The sequence below is a fragment of the Burkholderia sp. ABCPW 111 genome (genome assembly GCF_000773065.1).
GTDB lineage: Bacteria > Pseudomonadota > Gammaproteobacteria > Burkholderiales > Burkholderiaceae > Burkholderia > Burkholderia savannae.
Window position 1 is genome coordinate 1 of record NZ_JPWT01000094.1, and the last position, 20,788, is coordinate 20,788.

General features: G+C 69.2%; 16 protein-coding genes, 1 pseudogene and 1 riboswitch. Of the genes and pseudogenes, 5 read left to right on the forward strand and 12 right to left on the reverse strand.

Annotation, left to right across the window (positions count from 1 at the left end; translation table 11 throughout):
• Window positions 1–354 precede the first annotated feature (354 nt).
• Window positions 355–1,992: a hypothetical protein gene (locus X946_RS21805; protein ID WP_038751904.1), complete on the forward strand. Its 1,638-nt coding sequence runs from the start codon at window positions 355–357 to the stop codon at window positions 1,990–1,992.
• A gap of 35 nt (window positions 1,993–2,027) precedes the next feature.
• On the opposite strand, the gene lnt is transcribed toward X946_RS21805, so the two are convergent.
• The 7 genes from lnt to X946_RS21840 form a co-directional block, all read right to left on the reverse strand.
• Entirely contained in the window at window positions 2,028–3,740 is a 1,713-nt protein-coding gene (gene lnt / locus X946_RS21810) for an apolipoprotein N-acyltransferase (protein WP_038751907.1), read from the reverse strand.
• Window positions 3,741–3,782: 42 nt separating this feature from the next.
• Window positions 3,783–4,670 (reverse strand): HlyC/CorC family transporter, encoded by an 888-nt coding sequence (locus X946_RS21815; RefSeq protein WP_038751910.1) that lies wholly within the window; start codon window positions 4,668–4,670, stop codon window positions 3,783–3,785.
• Between the two features lie 464 nt (window positions 4,671–5,134).
• Window positions 5,135–5,773 (reverse strand): gamma-glutamylcyclotransferase, encoded by a 639-nt coding sequence (locus tag X946_RS21820; protein WP_038751913.1) that lies wholly within the window; start codon window positions 5,771–5,773, stop codon window positions 5,135–5,137.
• Window positions 5,774–5,794: 21 nt separating this feature from the next.
• A complete protein-coding gene (gene ybeY, locus X946_RS21825) occupies window positions 5,795–6,592 on the reverse strand; it encodes an rRNA maturation RNase YbeY (RefSeq protein ID WP_038751916.1) in 798 nt (265 codons plus the stop codon).
• A gap of 648 nt (window positions 6,593–7,240) precedes the next feature.
• Window positions 7,241–8,311 (reverse strand): PhoH family protein, encoded by a 1,071-nt coding sequence (locus X946_RS21830; RefSeq protein ID WP_038751919.1) that lies wholly within the window; start codon window positions 8,309–8,311, stop codon window positions 7,241–7,243.
• A gap of 26 nt (window positions 8,312–8,337) precedes the next feature.
• Window positions 8,338–9,711 carry a tRNA (N6-isopentenyl adenosine(37)-C2)-methylthiotransferase MiaB gene (gene miaB / locus X946_RS21835; protein ID WP_038751922.1) on the reverse strand — a complete coding sequence of 458 codons (1,374 nt, stop codon included), beginning with the start codon at window positions 9,709–9,711 and terminating at the stop codon, window positions 8,338–8,340.
• Window positions 9,712–10,245: 534 nt separating this feature from the next.
• Window positions 10,246–11,178: a LysR family transcriptional regulator gene (locus tag X946_RS21840; RefSeq protein WP_038751924.1), complete on the reverse strand. Its 933-nt coding sequence runs from the start codon at window positions 11,176–11,178 to the stop codon at window positions 10,246–10,248.
• A 140-nt stretch (window positions 11,179–11,318) separates the two neighbouring features.
• Between X946_RS21840 and X946_RS21845 the strand changes: the two genes are divergently transcribed.
• The 3 genes from X946_RS21845 to ribB all read left to right on the forward strand — a co-directional run bounded on the left by X946_RS21845 (window position 11,319) and on the right by ribB (window position 14,442).
• Window positions 11,319–12,491: an MFS transporter gene (locus X946_RS21845; RefSeq protein ID WP_038751927.1), complete on the forward strand. Its 1,173-nt coding sequence runs from the start codon at window positions 11,319–11,321 to the stop codon at window positions 12,489–12,491.
• A 133-nt stretch (window positions 12,492–12,624) separates the two neighbouring features.
• Complete coding sequence (locus X946_RS21850) at window positions 12,625–13,293, forward strand: helix-turn-helix domain-containing protein (protein WP_038751929.1); 669 nt, start codon at window positions 12,625–12,627, stop codon at window positions 13,291–13,293.
• Window positions 13,294–13,432: 139 nt separating this feature from the next.
• Window positions 13,433–13,581, forward strand: a riboswitch (FMN riboswitch).
• A gap of 138 nt (window positions 13,582–13,719) precedes the next feature.
• On the forward strand, window positions 13,720–14,442 hold the full coding sequence (gene ribB / locus X946_RS21855) for a 3,4-dihydroxy-2-butanone-4-phosphate synthase (protein WP_038751933.1): 723 nt from the start codon (window positions 13,720–13,722) through the stop codon (window positions 14,440–14,442).
• Window positions 14,443–14,512: 70 nt separating this feature from the next.
• Here the strand turns inward: ribB and X946_RS21860 are convergent, their stop codons facing one another.
• From X946_RS21860 to glpD, 5 genes and pseudogenes are all read right to left on the reverse strand, one after another.
• Window positions 14,513–15,199, reverse strand: a complete 687-nt coding sequence (locus X946_RS21860; protein WP_038751935.1) for an HAD family hydrolase — start codon at window positions 15,197–15,199, stop codon at window positions 14,513–14,515.
• Window positions 15,200–15,744: 545 nt separating this feature from the next.
• A pseudogene (locus X946_RS21865) lies at window positions 15,745–16,061 on the reverse strand (EamA family transporter); the annotation flags it as partial.
• Between the two features lie 151 nt (window positions 16,062–16,212).
• Complete coding sequence (locus tag X946_RS21870) at window positions 16,213–16,929, reverse strand: MIP/aquaporin family protein (RefSeq protein ID WP_038751938.1); 717 nt, start codon at window positions 16,927–16,929, stop codon at window positions 16,213–16,215.
• A 112-nt stretch (window positions 16,930–17,041) separates the two neighbouring features.
• Entirely contained in the window at window positions 17,042–18,544 is a 1,503-nt protein-coding gene (gene glpK, locus X946_RS21875; protein ID WP_038751941.1) for a glycerol kinase GlpK, read from the reverse strand.
• Window positions 18,545–18,647: 103 nt separating this feature from the next.
• Window positions 18,648–20,180 (reverse strand): glycerol-3-phosphate dehydrogenase, encoded by a 1,533-nt coding sequence (gene glpD / locus X946_RS21880; RefSeq protein ID WP_038751944.1) that lies wholly within the window; start codon window positions 20,178–20,180, stop codon window positions 18,648–18,650.
• 175 nt (window positions 20,181–20,355) lie between these two features.
• Between glpD and X946_RS21885 the strand changes: the two genes are divergently transcribed.
• Complete coding sequence (locus X946_RS21885; RefSeq protein ID WP_038751984.1) at window positions 20,356–20,727, forward strand: hypothetical protein; 372 nt, start codon at window positions 20,356–20,358, stop codon at window positions 20,725–20,727.
• Window positions 20,728–20,788: the final 61 nt, after the last annotated feature.

Here is a 20,788-nt window from a genome sequence, read left to right on the forward strand (position 1 = left end):
GCACACGGCGCACACGGCGCACACGGCGCACACGGCGCACACGGCGCACACGGCGCACACGGCGCACACGGCGCACACGGCGCACACGGCGCACACGGCACACACGGCGCACACGGCGCACACGGCACACACGGCACGCACGGCTCACACGGCTCACACGGCTCACACGGCGCGCGCCGCGCCGTGCGCGCGGGCGGCGCACGGCCCCAGCGGCGGATCGCCAGTCGGCCATTCGACGGACGCGCGCGGCGACGAAGCACCCGCGCATTTTCGAGACGCCGGGCGGCGGCGAGCCGGTAAGATGGTGGCTTCCGCGCCGCGTCGCGCGCCACGCCGTCTTCGTGACGATCGCCCATGTCCTCCGCTTCGCCCGGCCCGAACGTTCCGTTGCTGCCGCCCTTCGTCGCGATGCTTCGCCGGGCGCTCGACGCCCGCGGCGACGCGCGCGCGATCTGGCTCGAAGCCGCCGGCCTGCTGCATCCCGTCGACGACGGCGCGATCCATCGGCTGACGATGGCGCTCGTCGGCGACGGGCGCGCCGACGACGCGGTCGAACTCGCGCGCCTCTGCGACGCGCTCGCGCCGACGTCGCCCGCCGCCGCGTTCAACCACGGCTACGCGCTGCAGCACGCGGGGCGTCACGCGGAGGCGATCGCGCCGTACCGGCGCGTGCTGGCCGTCGAGCCCGCATGGCCGTCGCTGAAGAACAACCTCGCGATCGCCGTCCGGATGACGGGCGGCGACGACGCCGAGGAGCTCGCGCTGCTCGAAGGAGCGGCCGCCGGCGCGCCGTCCGAGCCCGATGCGTGGATCAATCTCGTTATCGCGCGGCTGCGCCGCCACGACCTGCCGGGCGCGCTCGACGCGTCGGCGAAGGCGCTCGCGCTCGCGCCCGACAGCCCGCTCGCGCTCACCAACGCGGCGATGGCGTACAAGGAGGCGCAGCGCTGGGACGACGCCGAGCGCGCGTCGCGGCGCGTCATCGAGCTCGAGCCCGGCGATGCGTCGCACCGCTTCAACCTCGCGCTGATCCGGCTCGCGCGCGGCGACTACGCGAGCGGTTGGCCGGCGCACGAACTGCGCTGGAGCGGCGCGCCCGAGCTGCGCGGCAAGCTGCCGGCGCTGCCCGGCCCGCGCTGGCGCGGCGAGCCGCTGGCCGGCAAGACGCTGCTCGTGTGGGGCGAGCAGGGCATGGGCGACCTGCTGCAGTTCGCGCGCTTCGTGCCGGCGCTCGCCGAGCGCGTGCATCGCGAAGGCGGCCGGCTCGAATGGAATGCGTTTCCGCAAATGGGCGATCTGCTCGTGCGCAGCCTCGGCGCGCACGTCGACGGCTATCGTGCGGGCGGTGGCGTCGACGCGCTGCCGCCGTTCGACTACGAGCTTGCGCTGATGAGCGTGCCGTGGATGCTCGGGCTCGGCGATGCGCTGTTCGGCGATACCGTCCCGTATCTGCGCGCCGACGACGCGGCGCTCGCGCGATGGCGCGCGCGCTTCGCCGAGTCCGCGCAGGCGGGGGCGACGCCGTTGCGCGTGGGGCTTGCGTGGACGGGCAGCCTCGCGCATCAGCGCAATCCGTTCAGGCGCGTCGGTCTCGACCGGTACGTCGCCGCGTTCGGCGGGATCGGCGGCGTGACGTTTCATTCGCTGCAGCCGGGCGCGTCGGCGGACGTCGCGGCAGCGCGCTCGGCGGGCTTTCCGATCGTCGACGACACGGCCGAGTTGCGCACGTTCGACGATACGGCCGCCTACGTCGGCGCGCTCGATCTGATCGTGAGCGTCTGCACGTCGGTTGCGCATCTGGGCGGCGCGCTCGGGCGCCCGACGTGGGTGCTGCTCGACGTCAATCCGCACTGGGTGTGGCAGCTCGGGCGGCGCGACAGCCCGTGGTATCCGAGCGCGACGCTGTATCGTCAGCGCGAGTTCGCGCGCTGGGAGCCGGTGATGGACGAGGTGGCGCGCGATCTGCGCGCATGGGCGCAGCGCGCGGGCTGAAGAACGCGCCGCCGGCGGGCGGCGCGCGGAGAGCGTCAGCCGCGCCGGCGCAGCCCCGGCCCGAACGCGAAACCGAACGCGAGGAACAGCAGCGACAGCGCGAGCACCGTCGCGTTGCCGCTCGTCACGTACGGCGTGCGTCCGGCCGTGCCTTCGATCCGCACGTCGAGCGAGCCGATCGTGTAGGGCTTCAGCTGGCCGAGCACGCGCCCTTGCGCGTCGATCGCGGCCGTCATCCCGGTGTTCGTCGCGCGCAGCATCGGCCGGCCGGTCTCCAGCGAGCGCATCCGCGCGATCTGCAGGTGCTGGTCGAGCGCGATCGTGTCGCCGAACCACGCGAGGTTCGTCACGTTGACGAGCACGCCCGGCGACACCGGATTGTCGCGGATCGTCGCCGCGATCTCCTCGCCGAAGATGTCCTCGTAGCAGATGTCCGCCATCACCGGCTGGTTGCGCACGATGAACGGCTGCTGGACCGGCGCGCCGCGCGCGAAATCGCCGAGCGGCATCTTCATCAGGTCGACGAACCAGCGAAAGCCCCACGGGATGAATTCGCCGAACGGCACCAGATGGTGCTTGTCGTAGCGGTAGATGTCGCGCGAATGCGGCGTCACGCCGTACAGGCTGTTCGTGTAGTCGACGATCCGGCCGTCGGCCGTCACCGTGCCGCCGACCGCGCCGAACAGCACGGCCGTGTCGGTCGTGTCGCTGAACGCGCGCACCGCGCGCGCGAACGGCTCGGGCAGTTCCTGGATCAGCACCGCGATCGCCGTCTCGGGCGTGACGACGAGATCGGCCGGCTTCTCGGTGATCATCTTCTGATACATCTCGATCGCCGCCTTGATGCCCGCTTCCTCGAACTTGATGTCCTGCTTCACGTTGCCTTGCAGCAGGCGCACCGCGAGCGGCGCGTTCGCGGGCACGGTCCACGGCACGAGCGCGAGCAGCGGGCCGATCGCGACGAGCGCGACGGCCGCGAGCGCCGGCGCCGCGACGCGCGGCGCGCGGGACGCACGCGGGGCGGCCGTCGCGCTCGTCGCCGTCGCATCGGTTCGGCCGTTGCCGCGGCCGTTTCCGGTTCCATTGCCATCTTCGCGCGCGCGCACGATCGCCTGCACGGCGAGCGCCGCGACGAGCGCGAGCATCCAGCCGATCCCGTAGACGCCGACGATCGACGCGTAGCCGGCGAGCGGCCCGTCGACCTGCGCATAGCCGCTCGCGAGCCACGGAAAGCCGGTGAGCACGGTGCCGCGCAGCCATTCGCCGGCGGCCCATGCGCTCGCGAACGCGAACGCGCCGTGCCAGGTCGGCGAGAACGGGCGCGGCTCGGCGGCCTGGCCGTTTTGCGCGTGTCCCGCGCAGAACGACCAGAGCCCCGCCGAGAACGCCGGATAGATCGACAGATACAGGCAGAACAGCACGAGTGCGCCGCCCGCGAGCGGCGCGGCCATTTCGCCGTACACGTGCATGCTGATGTAGAGCCACCAGATGCCGGTGATGAAGTTGCCGAAGCCGAACGCGCCGCCCGTGGCCGCCGCGTGCTTCCAGCTCGTCGTGCGCGTGAGTTGCGCGAAGAGCCATGCGAATACGACGAACTGCAGCCAGCCGCCGTGAGGCGTCGGCGCGAACGTCAGCGTGTTGGCCGCGCCCGCGAGGAGCGCGGCCGGATAGTGCCAGACGGGCAGCGCACGGCCGGCGGCCGTAGAGGAGACGCTCGATTGCGAGCGGGTCGAGATCGGTTCGGCCATGCGTTGCGTCGAAGGAGCGGGTTGGGAAACGGAGGCCGCGCGTCAGTCTTCGCCGGCTGAGCTGCTGCGCCGGCCCGCGAGCGGCGCGCGGCGCACGAGCAGCACGTGGATCTGGCGGGCGTCGCCGCGCTGGATCTCGAACAGCAGGTCGCCGAGGCGCACCTTCTCGCCGCGATGCGGGACGCGGCCGAAATGGTGCGTGATGAGGCCGCCGATCGTGTCGACTTCGTCGTCGGAGAAATCGGTGCCGAACGTTTCGTTGAACTGCTCGATCTCGGTCAGCGCGCGCACGCGATAGCGGCCGTCCGGCGCGGCGATGATGTTGCCGGCTTCCTCGTCGAAGTCGTATTCGTCCTCGATGTCGCCGACGATCTGCTCGAGCACGTCCTCGATCGTGATGAGGCCCGCGACGCCGCCGTATTCGTCGACGACGATCGCGAGGTGGTTGCGGTTCACGCGGAAGTCGTGCAGCAGCACGTTCAGCCGCTTCGATTCGGGGATGAAGACGGCGGGGCGCAGCATCCCGCGCACGTCGAATTCCTCTTCCGCGTAGAAGCGCAGCAGATCCTTGGCGAGCAGGACGCCGATCACGTTGTCGCGGTTGTCTTCGTACACCGGGTAGCGAGAGTGCGCTTTTTCGAGCACGAACGGGATGAAGTCCTCGGGCTTGTCGGCGATGTTGAGCGCGTCCATCTGCGCGCGGGGCACCATGATGTCGCGCGCGCACAGATCGGACACCTGGAACACGCCCTCGATCATCGACAGCGAGTCGGCGTCGATCAGGTTGCGCTCGTGCGCATCCTGCAGGATTTCGAGGAGCTCGGCCCGCGAATCGGGCTCGGGCGAGATGAAGTCGGTCAGACGCTCGAGCAGCGAGCGCTTTTCATGCGGTTTGTCGGAGGATTTTCGACTGGGATACGAATCGTTCATGGTGGTGCGCCCTGCGTATCGAAGGCGCGCTGTCACGGAATTGGCAAGGATACACCAAGGCTATGGCGCGTCCGTGTCGACGGGCATGCGCGCGAGCCGCAGCGGCGCGTCGCGCGATTCCGGCCGAGCGGCGCGGCCTCGGGCGTCCCTCATCGTAGCGCAGAAACGCTCACGCGGGCAGCGGCGGAAAAAAACGGCGGATGCGAAGCGGCGCGCGGCCGGTGCGCGGGCGGGTGGGCTTGCGGGGCGCGCGCACGTCCGGCGCCGGTGGTGCGAGACGGCGTGCGGCGGCTGTGGCGGCATTTGGCGATCGCATCGCGCCTTCGCATCCCTCGTTTGGCATCCGGCAACCGGTACTCGGCGTTCGGCGCGTCGCGCGACCGCTCGCCGCACCGTCCGCCCACGCCCGCCGACCGACTGCGTTGACAGAGTCGGCGGCGTTGAGAGCGTCAGCCCTTCGGCCGCTATCTGCAGCGCGCGAGCAGCGCCTCGAGCGCCTGATCGGGCATTCCGCTGTCGCGCAGCGCGTCGACGGTGCGGCTCACGTAGTCGAGCGTGGTGCCGTAGCGGCCGCTCGCGCAGCCGAACACGATTCTCACGACGTCGTCGTGCAGCTTGCCGGTATAGGTCGGGACGTCGCGCCGCATGACGAACGCGAGCGCGCTGACCCGCTCACGGCCCGCGAGCGCGCACGGCAGCCACGCGGGGCGGTACGAGCCCATCGCCATCTCGCGCCGCCACAGCGCCTCGAGGTGCGGTATCGCGGTGCGGCCGGCGAGCCGGAACGCAAGCCCCGTGCACGAGCCGCCGCGGTCGAGCGCGAGCACGAGCCCAGGCTGCTCGGGCGTGCCGCGGTTCACGCGCGACCACAAATAGAGCCCGCGGTGGTAGCCGTGGACCTTCGCGCGCACCGACTCGACGGCGGGCATCCCCGGGTTCCAGATCAGCGAGCCATAGCCGAACAGCCACAGATCGCTCGTGCGATCCCAGCCGGCCAGCGTCGCGCCGAGCGACGCCGCGAGTTCGTCGTCGCTCAGGTAGCGCGCTTCGCCGAGCGACGGAGGGTATGGGCAGCGGCTGGGTGCGGGGGCGGGGCGGCTCACGGGCGGGCAGGGCGGCGCGAATCAGCGGTACGGATTCGGGAAGCCGAGCTTTGCGAGGATGTCGATTTCGAGCGCTTCCATCTCGGCCGCGTCCTCCTCTCCGCGCTCGTGGTCATACCCCTGCGCGTGCAGCGCGCCATGCACGAGCAGATGCGCGTAGTGCGCGACGAGCGTCTTGCCCTGCTCGCGCGCCTCCTTTTCGACGACGGGGCAGCACAGCACGAGATCCGCGACGGTGACGCCGTCCGGCTCCTCGCCGTACGCGAAGGTCAGCACGTTCGTCGCGTAGTCCTTGTGCCGATAGCTGTGGTTGAGCGCGCGCCCTTCGTCGGCGCCGACGAAGCGCACGGTGAACTGCGCGTCGGAGAAGATCGCGGGCTCGAGCCATTCGGCGATCACCTTGCGCTTGGGCAGCGACTTGCGCTGCGCGTCGCCGATCTCGTCGCCGTACTGGACCGCGAGGTCGAGCTCGGGCTCGCGGTCGTGCGCGTCTTCGCCCGCGTCGCTCGTTTCGTCGTGAGCGAAGTCCGGATTCTCGTCGGCGCCGACTTCGACCGTCACGCTATCGTAGTGCTCGGGGCGCAGCGCGATCGTCGCGCGCAGCGACGGGTCCGCGTGCTGAGCGACGATCGCGACGGCCGCGTCGCCCGAACTGCCGGACAGGTCGAACATCAGGCTGCGGCCGTCGGCGAAGTCGACGCGCAGCGCCTGCGCGTCGACCGATTTGACTTTGCCTTTCGCATCGAACAGCGACAGGCGAGGAAATTCGGGTTGCGCTGCCTCGGCGCGCGCGGACTTGGTGGAACGGGACGATTTCATCACGCTGACGTCGGTTTGAACGCGGTTGAGGATACACCAAACGGACGAGCGTCCGGGGGCCAATTGGCGAGTTGTCGCGAGTGGGGAGGGGGCTTGCGCGCGGCATTTTTGGGCTCGGCCGGCGACGATTCGGGCGAGGCCCGGCGCGCAGTATCAGGCGCGTGCGGCCGGCGTGCGGCCGGCGGTTCTTGGGGGCGAGCGTTGCGCCGACACGCGCGGCAGGCGGGCGGGGCGCGCATCGGCCGGCATGGGACCGGTGCCCGAGCGCTGCGGATCGTCGACGGGGCGGCGGGCGCGCCGTCGACGGATTCGGATTGCGATCCGTCGCGCGTCGCCGTGCGCGAACCCGGTCGATGGCGTTGCCGTGCGGAACGGACGATCGGGCGACTGGTCGCTCAGGCGCTCCCCGGAAGATCCGCCGATCGACCGGCCGAGCGATCGACCAATCGAGCGGCCGAGCGGCCGATCACGCGAACGATCACGCGACCGATGATCGCGCGACGAACGATCGAGTGATCAGGCGGCCTGCGCGAGCGGTGCGAGGCGCCGCCCGCGCAGGCCGTGCACGCCGCCCGATCGGCAAGCACGCTTCCGTTCGTGGCGCGCTTCGGCCCGATCGTCCCGCGCGGCCGCGCCGGCGCGACGCGTTCACTCGTCCTTGTGCTGCGCGTGGAATTCGTCGTAGGCCTCGACGATGCGCGCGACGAGCGGATGGCGGACCACGTCGGCGCTCGTGAAGCGCGTGAGCGCGATGCCGCGCACGCCGCCGAGCACCTGCTGCGCCTCGATCAGGCCGCTCTTCTGCGCGCGCGGCAAATCGACCTGGCTCGTGTCGCCCGTGACGACCGCCTTCGAGCCGAAGCCGATCCGCGTGAGGAACATCTTCATCTGCTCGGGCGTCGTGTTCTGCGCCTCGTCGAGGATGATGAACGCGTGGTTCAGCGTGCGGCCGCGCATGTACGCGAGCGGCGCGATCTCGATCATCTGCCGCTCGAACATCTTCGCGGTCTTGTCGAAGCCGAGCAGATCGTAGAGCGCGTCGTACAGCGGCCGCAGGTACGGATCGACCTTCTGCGCGAGGTCGCCGGGCAGGAAGCCGAGCCGCTCGCCGGCCTCGACGGCCGGGCGCGTCAGCACGATGCGCTTGACCTGGTCGCGTTCGAGCGCGTCGACCGCGCACGCGACCGCGAGATACGTCTTGCCGGTGCCCGCCGGGCCGACGCCGAACGTCACGTCGTGCGACAGGATCTGCTTCAGGTACTCGCGCTGCGCGGGCGTGCGGCCGCGCAGATCGGCGCGGCGCGTATAGAGCTTCGGCGCGCCATCGTCGATGTGCTCTTCGTCGCCGATGCGCACGACGGGCTCGTCGAACGGATGGTCCGGATCGCCGCGAAACCGCACGTCGACTTCGGTCCCGCCGTTGCCTTCGCCATGGCCGTTACGGCGCGGATTGCCCGGATGGCGGGCCTCGACGAGCGCGAGCTGGATATCGTCGACCGACAGCGGATCGCGCGCGCGGTTGTAGAAGTCCTCGAGCGCCGTCAGCGCGGTTTTCGCGCCGCGCCCGCGAATCGCGATCCGGTGGCCGCGCCGCGTGAGCGTCACGTCGAGCGCCTGTTCGATCTGCCGCAGATTTTCGTCGAGCGGGCCGCAGAGATTCGCGAGGCGCGCGTTGTCGTCGCGCGGCGCGGTGAATTCCAGTGCTTGAGCGGTTTTCAAAGTGGCGTCGGGTTCCTGTAGGGCATTCAGTGCGTGGCGGCGCTCGCGTCGTCGTGCGCGAGCACGAGCTCGCCGCGCAGCGAGTGCGGATACGCGTGATTGATCTTCACGTCGATCATCTGGCCGATGAGGCGCGGGTGCGAGGCGAGCGGCGCGGGGAAGTTCACGACCCGGTTGTTCTCGGTGCGGCCCGCGAGTTCGTTCGGGTCCTTGCGCGACGGTCCCTCGACGAGAATCCGCTCGACCCTGCCGACCATCGACTGGCTGATGCGTGCGACGTTCTCCTCGATCGTCGCCTGCAGATGTTGCAGGCGTTTGAGCTTGACCTCGCGCGGGGTGTCGTCGGCGAGGTTCGCGGCGGGCGTGCCGGGGCGCGGGCTGTAGATGAACGAGAAGCTCGTGTCGTAGCTCATCTCGTGGACGAGCGCCATCGTCTTGTCGAAGTCGGCTTCGGTCTCGCCGGGGAAGCCGACGATGATGTCCGTCGACAGCGACAGGTTCGGGCGGATCGCGCGCAGCTTGCGGATCACCGATTTGTACTCGAGCACCGTGTAGCCGCGCTTCATCGCCATCAGGATGCGGTCCGAGCCGTGCTGGACGGGCAGGTGCAGGTGGTCGACGAGCTTCGGCACCTTCGCGTACACGTCGAGCAGGCGCTGCGTGAATTCCTTCGGATGCGACGTCGTATAGCGGATTCGCTCGATGCCGGGGACGTCGGCGACGTATTCGATCAGCGTCGCGAAATCGGCGATTTCGCCGGAGCCGGCCGCGAGCGGGCCCCGATATGCGTTCACGTTCTGGCCGAGCAGCGTGACTTCGCGCACGCCCTGATCGGCGAGGCCGGCGATCTCGGTCAGCACGTCGTCGAGCGGGCGCGACACTTCATCGCCGCGCGTGTACGGCACGACGCAGTAGCTGCAGTACTTGCTGCAGCCTTCCATGATCGACACGAACGCGCTCGGGCCTTCGACGCGCGCGGGCGGCAGGTGATCGAACTTCTCGATTTCGGGGAACGTGATGTCGACCTGCGCGCGGCCGCTCGCGCGGCGCGCGTCGATCATCTGCGGCAGGCGGTGCAGCGTCTGCGGGCCGAACACGAGATCGACGTACGGCGCGCGCGCGACGATCGACGCGCCTTCCTGGCTCGCGACGCAGCCGCCGACGCCGATCAGCAGTTCCGGCTTCGCCTCTTTCAGCTCGCGCACGCGGCCGAGATCGGAGAACACCTTTTCCTGCGCCTTCTCGCGCACCGAGCAGGTGTTGAAGAGGATGATGTCCGCGTCTTCGGGGGTGTCGGTCTTCTCGAGGCCTTCGGCGGCGTTGAGCACGTCGACCATCTTGTCGGAGTCGTACTCGTTCATCTGGCAGCCGAAGGTCTTTACGTAAACTTTCTTGGTCATGAGGATTCGCCGTTCGCAGTGGTTGACCTGGGGGCGTCGTTCAAAGTGGATCGGGGGACGGATCGGCGCGCCGCCAGCCGCGCGATGCGCGCGCCGCGTACGGGAAGATGCCGCCGGGAAAGCTTTCTATTATAGCTTTTCGGGCTTCGCGGAGCGGGCGGCGGCGCGTCGCGCGAGGCGGGGCGGCGTTTGGCCGATCGCGTGGCGGGCGCACGGGCAAGGGCGGCAGGCAGCGAATTGCTGCGGGGCGGCAGGCACGCGCGCCGCTTGGTGCGATCCTCGCGCCGACGAACCGACGAACCGACGAACCGACGAACCGACAACCGACAACCGACAACCGACAACCGACAACCGACAACCGACAACCGACAACCGACAACCGACTAGTCAATAAGCCTACGAGGCAAGAAGCGAGGAGCCGAGAGCCGAGAGTCGAGCGAGAATCCAAGAAGCGGAAAGCCGCGGCGGCGAGCACCGATTCGCGCGGTCGGGCCGAGCAGCGCGCCGAAGCGCCGAAGCGGCGTGCGCCCCGCGTCACCGGCACGCGTTCAGCAGACCCTCGAGCGCCTTTTCCTCCTGCGCGAAGCGCTCGACGAGAAAATCGAGCAGCACTCGTACGCGCGGCGCCATGTAGCGCTTGCCGTGATAGATCGCGTGCAGCGGCGCGTCGTGGTGCCGCCACTCGGGCAGCAGCACCTTGAGCCGCCCCGCGCGCACGTCGGCCGCGATGTCCCAGATCGATTTCAGCGCGATGCCGTAGCCGCGAATCGTCCATTCGCGCGTGAGGCCGCCGTCGTTCGTCTCGTGCGCGTTCGCGAGCGGCACCGTGTAGGTCTGCGTGTCGTCGCCGCGCGTGAAGCGCCACACGTTGAGCGGCCCCGACGCGATCGTGATCACGTTGCACGGAAAGCGGGCCAGATCGAGTGGGTCTTTCGGCGCGCCGTGCTTGCCGATGAACGCGGGCGACGCGCACAGCACGCGCCGGTTCGCCGCGAGCCGCCGCGCGATCAGCGCGCCGTCGGGCGGCGCGGCGAAGCGGATCGCGAGATCGATCTCGTCCTGCCAGAGGTTCGACGACGAATCCGACGCCGTCACGGAGAACGTCACGTCGGGATAGCGCGCGTTGAATTCGTCGAGCCAGTCGAGCAGCTGATTGCGCCCGAAATCCGACGTCGACGACAGCCGCACCTTGCCGCTCACGACGTTGCGGCCTTCCTGAAGCATCGCGTCGGCGTCGTCGAGCGCCTGCAGCGCCTGCCGGCAGCAGTTCAGGTACAGGCGGCCCTCGTCGGTGAGCCGCAGCCGCCGCGTCGAGCGCTCGAAGAGGCGCGTCGACACCTGCGCCTCCAGCTTCGCGAGCCGCGCGCTCGCGGCGGCGGGCGTCAGGTTCAGCTTGCGCCCGGCGGCCGACAGGCTGCCGAGCTCGGCAGCCTCGACGAACAAGCGGATGTCGCCCAATCGATCCATGCGATTTTCAGATATTTTTTGAAAATGATTCAAATGCTACGCCAATTATCAAAATTCTTCTGATTCGGGACAATGCGCGCTCGTCAGTTTTTTGATGCGGTGCCGCATGAGTCGCGCCGCATCCCGCACCGGAGCGTCTCATGCCTCTACCGTTACTCGCGCTCGCGATCAGCGCGTTCGCCATCGGTACCACCGAATTCGTCATCATGGGCCTCTTGCCCGACGTCGCGCGCGATCTCGCGGTCACGCTGCCGTCCGCGGGCCTCCTCGTCAGCGGCTATGCGCTCGGCGTCGCCGCGGGCGCGCCGCTGCTCGCCGTGCTCACCAGCAGAATGCCGCGCAAGGCGGCGCTGCAACTGCTGATGGCGATCTTCATCGTCGGCAACGTGCTGTGCGCGGTCGCGCAAAGCTACGGGATGCTGATGATCGCGCGCGTCGTCACGTCGTTCGCGCACGGCTCGTTCTTCGGCATCGGCGCGGTCGTCGCCGCGTCGCTCGTGAGCGCCGACAAGCGCGCAAGCGCCATCGCGCTGATGTTCACGGGGCTCACGCTCGCGAACGTGCTCGGCGTGCCGTTCGGCACCTTCGTCGGCCAGACGCTCGGCTGGCGCGCGACGTTCTGGATCGTCGCGGCGCTCGGCGTCGCGTCGTTCGCCGGCGTCGCCGCGCTCGTGCCGAAGCAGCGCGATGCGGCGGGCGTCGCGCTCGGCCGCGAGCTGCGCGTGCTGAAGGAGCCGCAGGTGTGGCTCGCGCTCATGATGACGGTGCTCGGCTTCGGCGGCGTGTTCGTCGTGTTCACGTACATCGCGCCGATCCTCGAGGACGTGACGCGCTTCTCGCCGCACGCGGTGTCGCTCGTTCTCGTGCTGTTCGGCGTCGGGCTCACGATCGGCAACACGATCGGCGGCAGGCTCGCGGACCGCGCGCTGATGCCGTCGCTGATCGCGATCCTCGTCGCGCTCGTCGCCGTGATGGCGGTGTTCGCGAAGACGAGCCATCTGCCCGTCGCGGCCGCCGTTACCGTGTTCGTGTGGGGGGTCGCTGCTTTCGCGACGGTTCCTCCGCTGCAGTCGCGGGTGGTCGAGAAAGCCGCGCATGCGCCGAATCTCGCGTCGACGCTCAATATCGGCGCGTTCAACGTCGGCAATGCGGGCGGCGCGTGGCTGGGCGGCGTCGCGCTGTCGCACGGCATGCCGCTCGACGCGCTGCCGTGGGTCGCGGCCGTCGTCACGCTCGCCGCGCTCGCGGTCACCGTGCTCGCCGCGCGGCTCGATACGCGCGTCTCACAGGGTGCGGCCGCAACGGCGCAATGACGCATCGCGGAACGCCGTCCTCTGCGATCCTGATAACAGTGTGAAGATAACTTTGTTTGACGGCCCCCGAGCGGATGTTAGTCTTTGCCTCATCTGAAACCGTTGGGCTTGCTTTGGCCCTGGAGGCAACGTCATGCATTCTCCGTTGGCGCTCGTGCGCGATGTGTCTTCACCGGATGCCGCCTCGGCGGCCGATGCCGACGCGTCGTACGAGTCGTTCGATGCGCTCGAGCGGCTCGTCGGCGTGAATCTCGCGCGCCTGCGCGCGGAGCGCCAGTTGTCGCTCGATGCGCTCGCGCGGCTCTCGGGCGTGTCGCGGGCGATGCTCGCGCAGATCGAATCGGCGCGCAGCGTGCCGTCGATCAAGGTGCTCTGCAAGGTCGCGGCCGCGCTGAAGGTGTCGGTGGCCGCGTTCCTGCGGCGTCATGCGGTCAATGGTTTCGAGCATCTGAGCGCCGAGCGCGCGGTGCGCGTCGTCAGCTCGAACGGGCGCTTCTCCGCGCGCGCGCTGTATCCGGAAGGCGAGCCCGCGGTCGCCGAATTCCACGAGCTGCGGATCGCGCCGCTGCACACCGAGCCGGGCGCGTCGCGCGCACCCGGCACGAGCGTGAATCTCGTCGTCAGCGAAGGCACGCTCGAAGTCAGCATCCACGATCGGCGCCAGTTGCTCGCGACGGGCGACGCAATCGTGTTCGACGCCGATCAGCCGTACACGCTGCGCAACCCCGGCGATACCGAGGCGCGTGCGTTTCGCGTGACGGTCAACGCCGAAGTGCCGCCGCGCTGGCACGTGCCGGCGTGACGCCGAGCGTTGCGGCGCACGCTCGCGCGTCGCGGTCTAGCACGGTTTAGACGGATTCGTCAGTAGGGTCTTGTCGGCTTCTCGCTGCGGCGCGTCCGCAGGTGTTGTATGCTTCACCGGCCGGTTCGTCCGGCAATCAGTGCGTCTTCAGGGCGGGGTGAAATTCCCCACCGGCGGTAGGCCGGCATGTTGCCGGCGAGCCCGCGAGCGCCCGCGCAATGCGTGGGGTCAGCAGATCTGGTCCGATGCCAGAGCCGACGGTCATAGTCCGGATGAGAGAAGATGTGCAGATGGTCATGTGCGCCAGGCCTCGTCCGCTGCGCGCGCGGCGTCGTCCGCGCGGCGCGGAAGCGGTGTCGCGCTGTCTGTTTGCTAAGCCCTGAAACGTTTTTCGCCCCATTTTTTCCGCGAGGAGCGTTTCATATCATGTCGTTTCCGTTGCCTTCGAAGTCGGCGCCCGCCGACGCTTTCTCCGATCTCCCGTTGCTCGACGCCGAACCGGTGCCGCCGCGCATCGCCGCCGCGCTCGCCGCGCTGCGCGAAGGGCGCGCGGTCGTGCTGCAGGACGACGACGACCGCGAGAACGAAGCCGATTTGATCGTCGCCGCCGAGCGTCTCACCGACGAGACGATGGCGCTGCTGATCCGCGAGTGCAGCGGCATCGTGTGCCTGTGCCTGACGGACGAAAAGGTGCGCGCGCTCGAGCTGCCGCCGATGGCGCAATTGAACGAAAGCAAGAACGGCACCGCGTTCACGGTGTCGATCGAGGCGCGCGTCGGCGTGACGACCGGCGTGTCGGCCGCCGATCGCGTGACGACGATTCGCGCGGCGATCGCCGACGGCGCGTTGCCGCACGACATCGTGCGCCCCGGCCACGTGTTTCCGCTGCGCGCGGCGCCGGGCGGCGTGCTCGCGCGGCGCGGCCATACCGAGGGCACCGTCGATCTCGCGATCCTGGCCGGGCTCGAGCCCGCGGGCGTGCTGTGCGAGCTGATGAATCCGGACGGCACGATGACGCGCGGCGCCGACGTCGAGCGCTTCGCCGCGCAGCACGGGCTGCCGATGCTGACGATCGCCGAGCTCGTCGAATTCCGCGAGCGGCTCGCGGCCGCGCGCGAACGCGACGCGTGCTGCGAGGACGTTGCCTGATCGATTCCGGTTTGCTCGGCGACAGCGTGCGGCGGGCGAGCCGCGCCGCGCGCGAAGCGACGTTGCGCGACTACGACTGCACGCCGCCGAATTCGCCGCGCAAGCCCGCCTCGACGAGCGCAGGCAGCTCGTCCATCGAGCGCATGATGCGCGTGATCCCCATTTTGCGCAGTGCGTCTTCGTAGCCGCCGGGAATGTGGCTCGCGCCGACGAACGCGATCGTCTTCATGCCCGCCGCGCGCGCCGCGTTCAGCCCCGACACGCTGTCCTCGACGACGACGCAGCGCGCCGGCTCGACGCCGAGCGTGCGCGCCGCGTGCAGATACACGTCCGGATAGGGCTTCGGCCGAGCGACCTGCTCGGCGCTGAACACGCGCTCGCCGAACACGTCCGTGAGCGCCGCGCGCTTGAGCGAGTTGCGCACGCGCTCGAGCCGGCTGTTCGACACGACGGCCGCGGGCAGCGCGATCTTCGACAGCGCGTCGCGCACGCCGGCGATCGGCGCGAGCCACTGCGCAAGGCCGATCTCGATGTTGTGCTCGATCGTATCGAGGAAATTCGCCGGCATCGCAATGCCGTGGCGCGCTTCGAGGCCCGCGAGAAAGCGCGACGTCTGCTGGCCGAACGCGGCTTTCGCGTCGACCGTGAAATCGATCGCGGGAAACGTGGCCGACAGCGTGTCGAACAGCACGCGATCGGCGATCACTTCGCTGTCGACGAGCACGCCGTCGCAGTCGCAAATGAGGTGGTCGAGCATAGGAAAACAACGAAAAATGGGACGAGGCGACGAAGCATCATGATACGTGCTTTGTCGCGGCGGGGCGCGGCTCGTCGGCGCGAATCATGGTGCGACACGTTGCGTGGGCCGCGCGGCGCTCGTTCGTGTTCGCATGCGTTGGTGCGGGCGAGCGCGCGGCAGCGAGGGCGAGGCTCCGCGCCGACGCTCGTGACGCTGCGCGATTTCCCGCGAGGCAATGCGGACGCAAAGCGGCGAGCGAGCGTGAAGCAAGCGGCGGCGAGGGGCGGGCAGGGGGCCATGCTCCCGGCGCGCGGTGCGGCGTGGCGCGTCGCGTCGATGTCGATGTCGATGTCGATGTCGATGTCGATGTCGAATCGACGGACGCATGATCGATGCAGGCTCGCACGTTCACGTCCGCGCGCGAGCCGCGCGGGTGCCGATCATCGTCGCGTCGTGCGGCTGCCTGTCGCGGGCCCGGCGGCACGCAGCCGCATGCCCTCGATGCTCGCGCCGCGCCGTCGACGCGTGGCTCGGCCGGCCCGATCGGCCCGAGCCGCTCGGACTGCGAGCGCTTGCGGCGTGCTCTTCAGCATCACGACGCCGACGTGAATGCCGCAATGCCGACCCATTGCAGCGCACTCGGCCGCTCGCCGCGCACGAAGAAGCCGAGCAGCGCCATGAAGCCGCTCGCGAGCGAGCTGAGCACGGTGACGATCGCGACGTGGCCTGCCGTCGAGCCGTACGCGAGCGAGAAGAAGCCGACCAGGCTGAATACGCTGATCGACAGGGCCAGCGGCACGATCGAGCCGGGCGGCGCGGACAGGTTGCGCGCGCGGGCGAGCGCCGCGAACAGGATCGCGACGGCCGTCAGGTAGCAGATCCGGATAGATGGGGGGCGCTTTCGAAGGATTCCGAACCGGCTCGGCCCGCCCCGCCCCGATTCGGCTCACGCCAATTGAAAACCCCCTCGCTCGTTGCCGGGCGAGGGGGCCGGGGCCGCGGCGAGCGCGCGGCGGCATGCGACGCTGCGCTCAGTGCGCCGTATGCAGATACAGATACAGGTTCGCCGCGAGCACGCCGCCGACGAGCGGCCCGAGCACCGGCACCCACGCATAGCGCCAGTCGCTGTCGCGCTTGCCGGGAATCGGCAGCAGCGCGTGCATGATGCGCGGCGACAGGTCGCGCGCGGGGCTCATCGCGTAGCCCGTCGGGCCGCCGAGCGAGATGCCGATGCCGAGCACGAGCAGGCCGACGGGCAGCGCGTCGAGCGCGCCGAGGCCGACTTGCGGCGACGCGAGATACAGCACGCCGAGGATCAGCACGAACGTGCAGATCGCCTCGGTCAGCACGTTGTGCGTGACGCTGCGGATCGCGGGCGCCGTGCAGAATGCGGCGAGCTTCAGATCGGGATCGGCTTCCTTCGCGAAGTGCTGGCGATACGCGAGCCATACGAGGAACGCGCCCGCCATGCCGCCCAGCATTTGCGACACGATGTAGCCGCCCACCTTCGCCCATGCGAACTTGCCCGCGAGCGCGAGGCTGATCGTGACGATCGGATTCAAATGCGCGCCGGAGAACGATGCGGTCACGTAGACCGCGACGAATACCGCCATCGCCCAGCCCATCACGATGACGATGAGGTCGGCGCCTTTGCCTTTGGTCTTCGCGAGCAACACGTTCGCAACGGCGCCGTTGCCGAGCAGCACGAGGAGAGCCGTGCCGATGAACTCCGCGATATATGGTGACATGATGTGTCTCTCTACCGGTATGGCGGGCTCGCGGCTTGCGTCGCGCGGCCCGCCTGATTGTTGTGAATGTGATTGTCGAATTGCTTTTGATACGGATGCCGAACGATGTTGCTCAGTGCGTGTCGTCCGCCCACGCCTTCGCCGCGCGCACCGCGCGCTGCCAGCCGGCGAGGCACGTGCTGACCTGATCGCTCTGCATCGACGGCGCGAAGCGGCGCTCGAGCTGCCATTGGCTGTGCAGTTCGTCGACGTTCTGCCAGTAGCCGATCGCGAGGCCCGCGAGATACGCGGCGCCGAGCGCGGTCGTCTCGGTGATGCGCGGACGCACCGCGTCGACGCCGAGCAGATCGGCCTGGAACTGCATCAGCAGGTTGTTCGCGCTCGCGCCGCCGTCGACGCGCAGCTCGCCGATCCGGATGCCCGAATCGGCTTCCATCGCCTTCAGCACGTCGAGCGACTGATACGCGATCGAATCGAGCGCCGCGCGCGCGAGGTGCGCGGACGTCGTGCCGCGCGTGACGCCGAAGAGCGACCCGCGGGCGCGCGCGTTCCAGTGCGGCGCGCCGAGGCCGGCGAACGCGGGCACGAGATAGACGCCGTCCGTGTGCGGCACGCCGCCCGCGAGCGCCTCGATCTCCGACGCGCTCTTGATGATCCCGAGCCCGTCGCGCAGCCATTGCACGACCGCGCCCGCGATGAAGATGCTGCCTTCGAGCGCGTAGTTGACCTTGCCGTCCACCTGCCACGCGATCGTCGTGACGAGATTGTTCCGCGATTCGATCGGCTTCTCGCCGGTGTTCATCATCAGGAAGCAGCCGGTGCCGTAGGTGTTCTTCACCATGCCGGAGGTCGTGCACATCTGGCCGAAGAGGGCGGCCTGCTGGTCGCCCGCGATGCCCGCGAGCGGAATCTTCGAGGCGAACACCGTCGTCTTCGTCGGCCCGTAGATCTCGGACGACGGCCGCACTTCCGGCAGCATGTTGCGCGGAATCTCGAGCGCGTCGAGGAGCTCGTCGTCCCAGTCGAGCGTATGGATGTTGAAGAGCATCGTGCGCGATGCGTTCGTCACGTCGGTCACGTGCAGCTCGTGCTTCGTGAAGTTCCAGACGAGCCAGCTGTCGACCGTGCCGAACGCGAGCTTGCCCTGGCGCGCCTTCTCGCGCGCGCCTTCGACGTTGTCGAGAATCCAGCGGATCTTGGTCGCCGAGAAGTACGAATCGATCGGCAGGCCGGTCTTCGCGCGGACCTTCTCGCTCAGGCCCTGCTCCTTGAGCTGGTCGCAGAAATCGGCGGTGCGGCGGTCCTGCCAGACGATCGCGTTGTAGATCGGGTGGCCCGTCTCGCGATCCCAGACGATCGTCGTCTCGCGCTGGTTCGTGATGCCGATCGCGGCGATCGCCGTGCCGTTCAGGCCGACCCGCGTGACGGCTTCCGCCGCGACGCCCGCCTGCGTCGACCAGATCTCCTGCGGGTCGTGCTCGACCCAGCCCGGCTGCGGATAAATTTGCTCGAATTCCTTCTGCGCGATCGACACGATGTTGCCTTGTCGATCGAATAGCATGGCGCGGGAGCTGGTCGTGCCCTGGTCGAGCGCGAGGATGTACTGATCCTGCATGTGTCTCATCTCCATCCGTACGTAGTTGTGATACGCGCCGCGGGCGCGGCGCGTTCCTGATGTTTCCTGTCGTCGTTCGTTGCCGCCGGCGTCGACGCGCCGGTCAGTGCACGGCGCTCGCCGCTTCGCGCGCGGCGCCGAACCAGGCGTCGAGCGCGGCCGTCACGGTGTCGAGCGTGCCCGGCGCGACATGCAGACCGAGCTTCGAACGCCGCCACAGCACGTCGTCCGCGCAGCTCGCCCATTCGGCGTCGCGCAGATAACGCAATTCCGCTTCGTAAAGACCGGGCGCGAGCTCGGCGCCGAGCGCGGCGAGCGATTTCGCGTCGCCGATCACGCGCTCGGCGCGCGTGCCGTACGCGCGCGCATAGCGGCGCGCGAGCGCGGCGGGCAACCACGGATGACGTTTCGCGAACGCTTCGGCGAACGGCGCGAAGCGCGCATCGGCGATGTCGCCGCCAGGCAGCGGCACGCCCGCCGTCCACGCGCCGCGCGATGCGCCGAGCATGCCGCCCAGCATGTCGGTCGCTTCCTCGGCGAGCTTGCGGAACGTCGTGATCTTGCCGCCGAACACCGACAGCAGCGGCGCGCCTTCGCCGCCGTCCATCTCGAGGCGATAGTCGCGCGTGACGGCGGACGGGTTGTCCGCGTTCTCGTCCTCGAGGAGCGGGCGCACGCCGGAATAGGTCCAGCACACGTCGGCGGGCGAGATCTTACGCTTGAAGTAGCGATTGATCGACTCGCACAGGTAGCGCGTTTCGTCGCGGTCGATGGCGACGCGCGACGGATCGTCGTGATATTCGACGTCGGTCGTGCCGATCAGCGTGAAGTCGCGCTCGTACGGAATCGCGAAGATGATCCGCTTGTCCGGATTCTGGAAGATGTAGGCGTGGTCGTGATCGAACAGGCGCCGCGTGACGATGTGGCTGCCCTTCACGAGCCGCACGCTGTGCTGCGCGCCGCGGCCGAGCGCGCCGTGCAGCACGTCGCCGACCCACGGGCCGGCCGCGTTCGCAACCGCGCGGGCGCGCACGTCGAGCGTCGTGCCGTCGGCGCGCTGCAGCCGCGCGTGCCATTGCCCGTCGCGGCGCTCCGCCGACACGAGCTTCGTGCGCGTGAGGATGCGCGCGCCGCGCTCCTGCGCGTCGAGCGCGTTCAGCACGACGAGCCGCGCGTCGTCGACCCAGCCGTCCGAGTAGACGAAGCCGCGCTTGATCGAATCGACGAGCGGCGCGCCCGCGGGGTGGCGGCGCATGACGATGCCGCGCGAGCCGGGCAGCAGCTCGCGCTTCGCGAGATGGTCGTACAGGAACAGGCCGATGCGGATGAGCCATGCGGGGCGCAGGTTCGGCATGTGCGGCATCACGAAGCGCAGCGGCCATATGATGTGCGGCGCCGCGCGCAACAGCGTCTCGCGCTCCTGCAGCGCCTTGCGCACGAGCCCGAATTCCTTGTACTCGAGATAGCGCAGACCGCCGTGGATCAGCTTCGTGCTCGACGAGGAGGTGTGCGACGCGAGGTCGTCCTGCTCGCAGAGGAGTACCGACAGGCCGCGGCCGGCCGCGTCGCGCGCGATGCCCGCGCCGTTGATCCCGCCGCCGACGACGAGCAGATCGTAACGATTCTGTTGAGTCACCCGCTGATCCTACCGTTCGTATGTTCGTGTAATAGAAAATGAGCGAACCAGAAATGTTCGCATTCGAAATTTAACGAACACAATCGAAAAAGTAAAGTTCGCTTTTGAGGGTCGGGTGGCGTAGCGCACGCTCTGGGACGATACTGGCGCATGACCAACGAGCGAGGGGATGCACATGCGTACGATGATCACGGCGGGCGCGCTCGCGCTGCTGGCCGGATGTGCGGGTGGGCCGGCGATGTTCGGTAGCTGGGGCGGGCCGTCGTTTTCCGAGCTGCAGCGGACTTGCGGCGACGTGCGGGACTACGGCGACGACGCGCAGGCCGTCTATTCGGCGGCATTCGATGCGTGGGTCGCGAAGCGACACGGCAAGCTGACCGACGCGCGCTTCTGCGCGTTCGAAAACGAACTTGCGCAGCGCCACGCGGCGCTCGGGACGAACGCCGACCCGGCTGAACGAAGCCGCTGGGTGAGCTATCTCAACGACGCGCGCGCGCAAGCGCTTAGCTGGCGGGCGGCGGTAGACCCGTCGCTGCGCGGCAGTTGAAAGACGGCAGAGGAGTGGGCCGAACGGGCGCCGCCTGGCACTGGCCGCGCCCGTTCGGCCG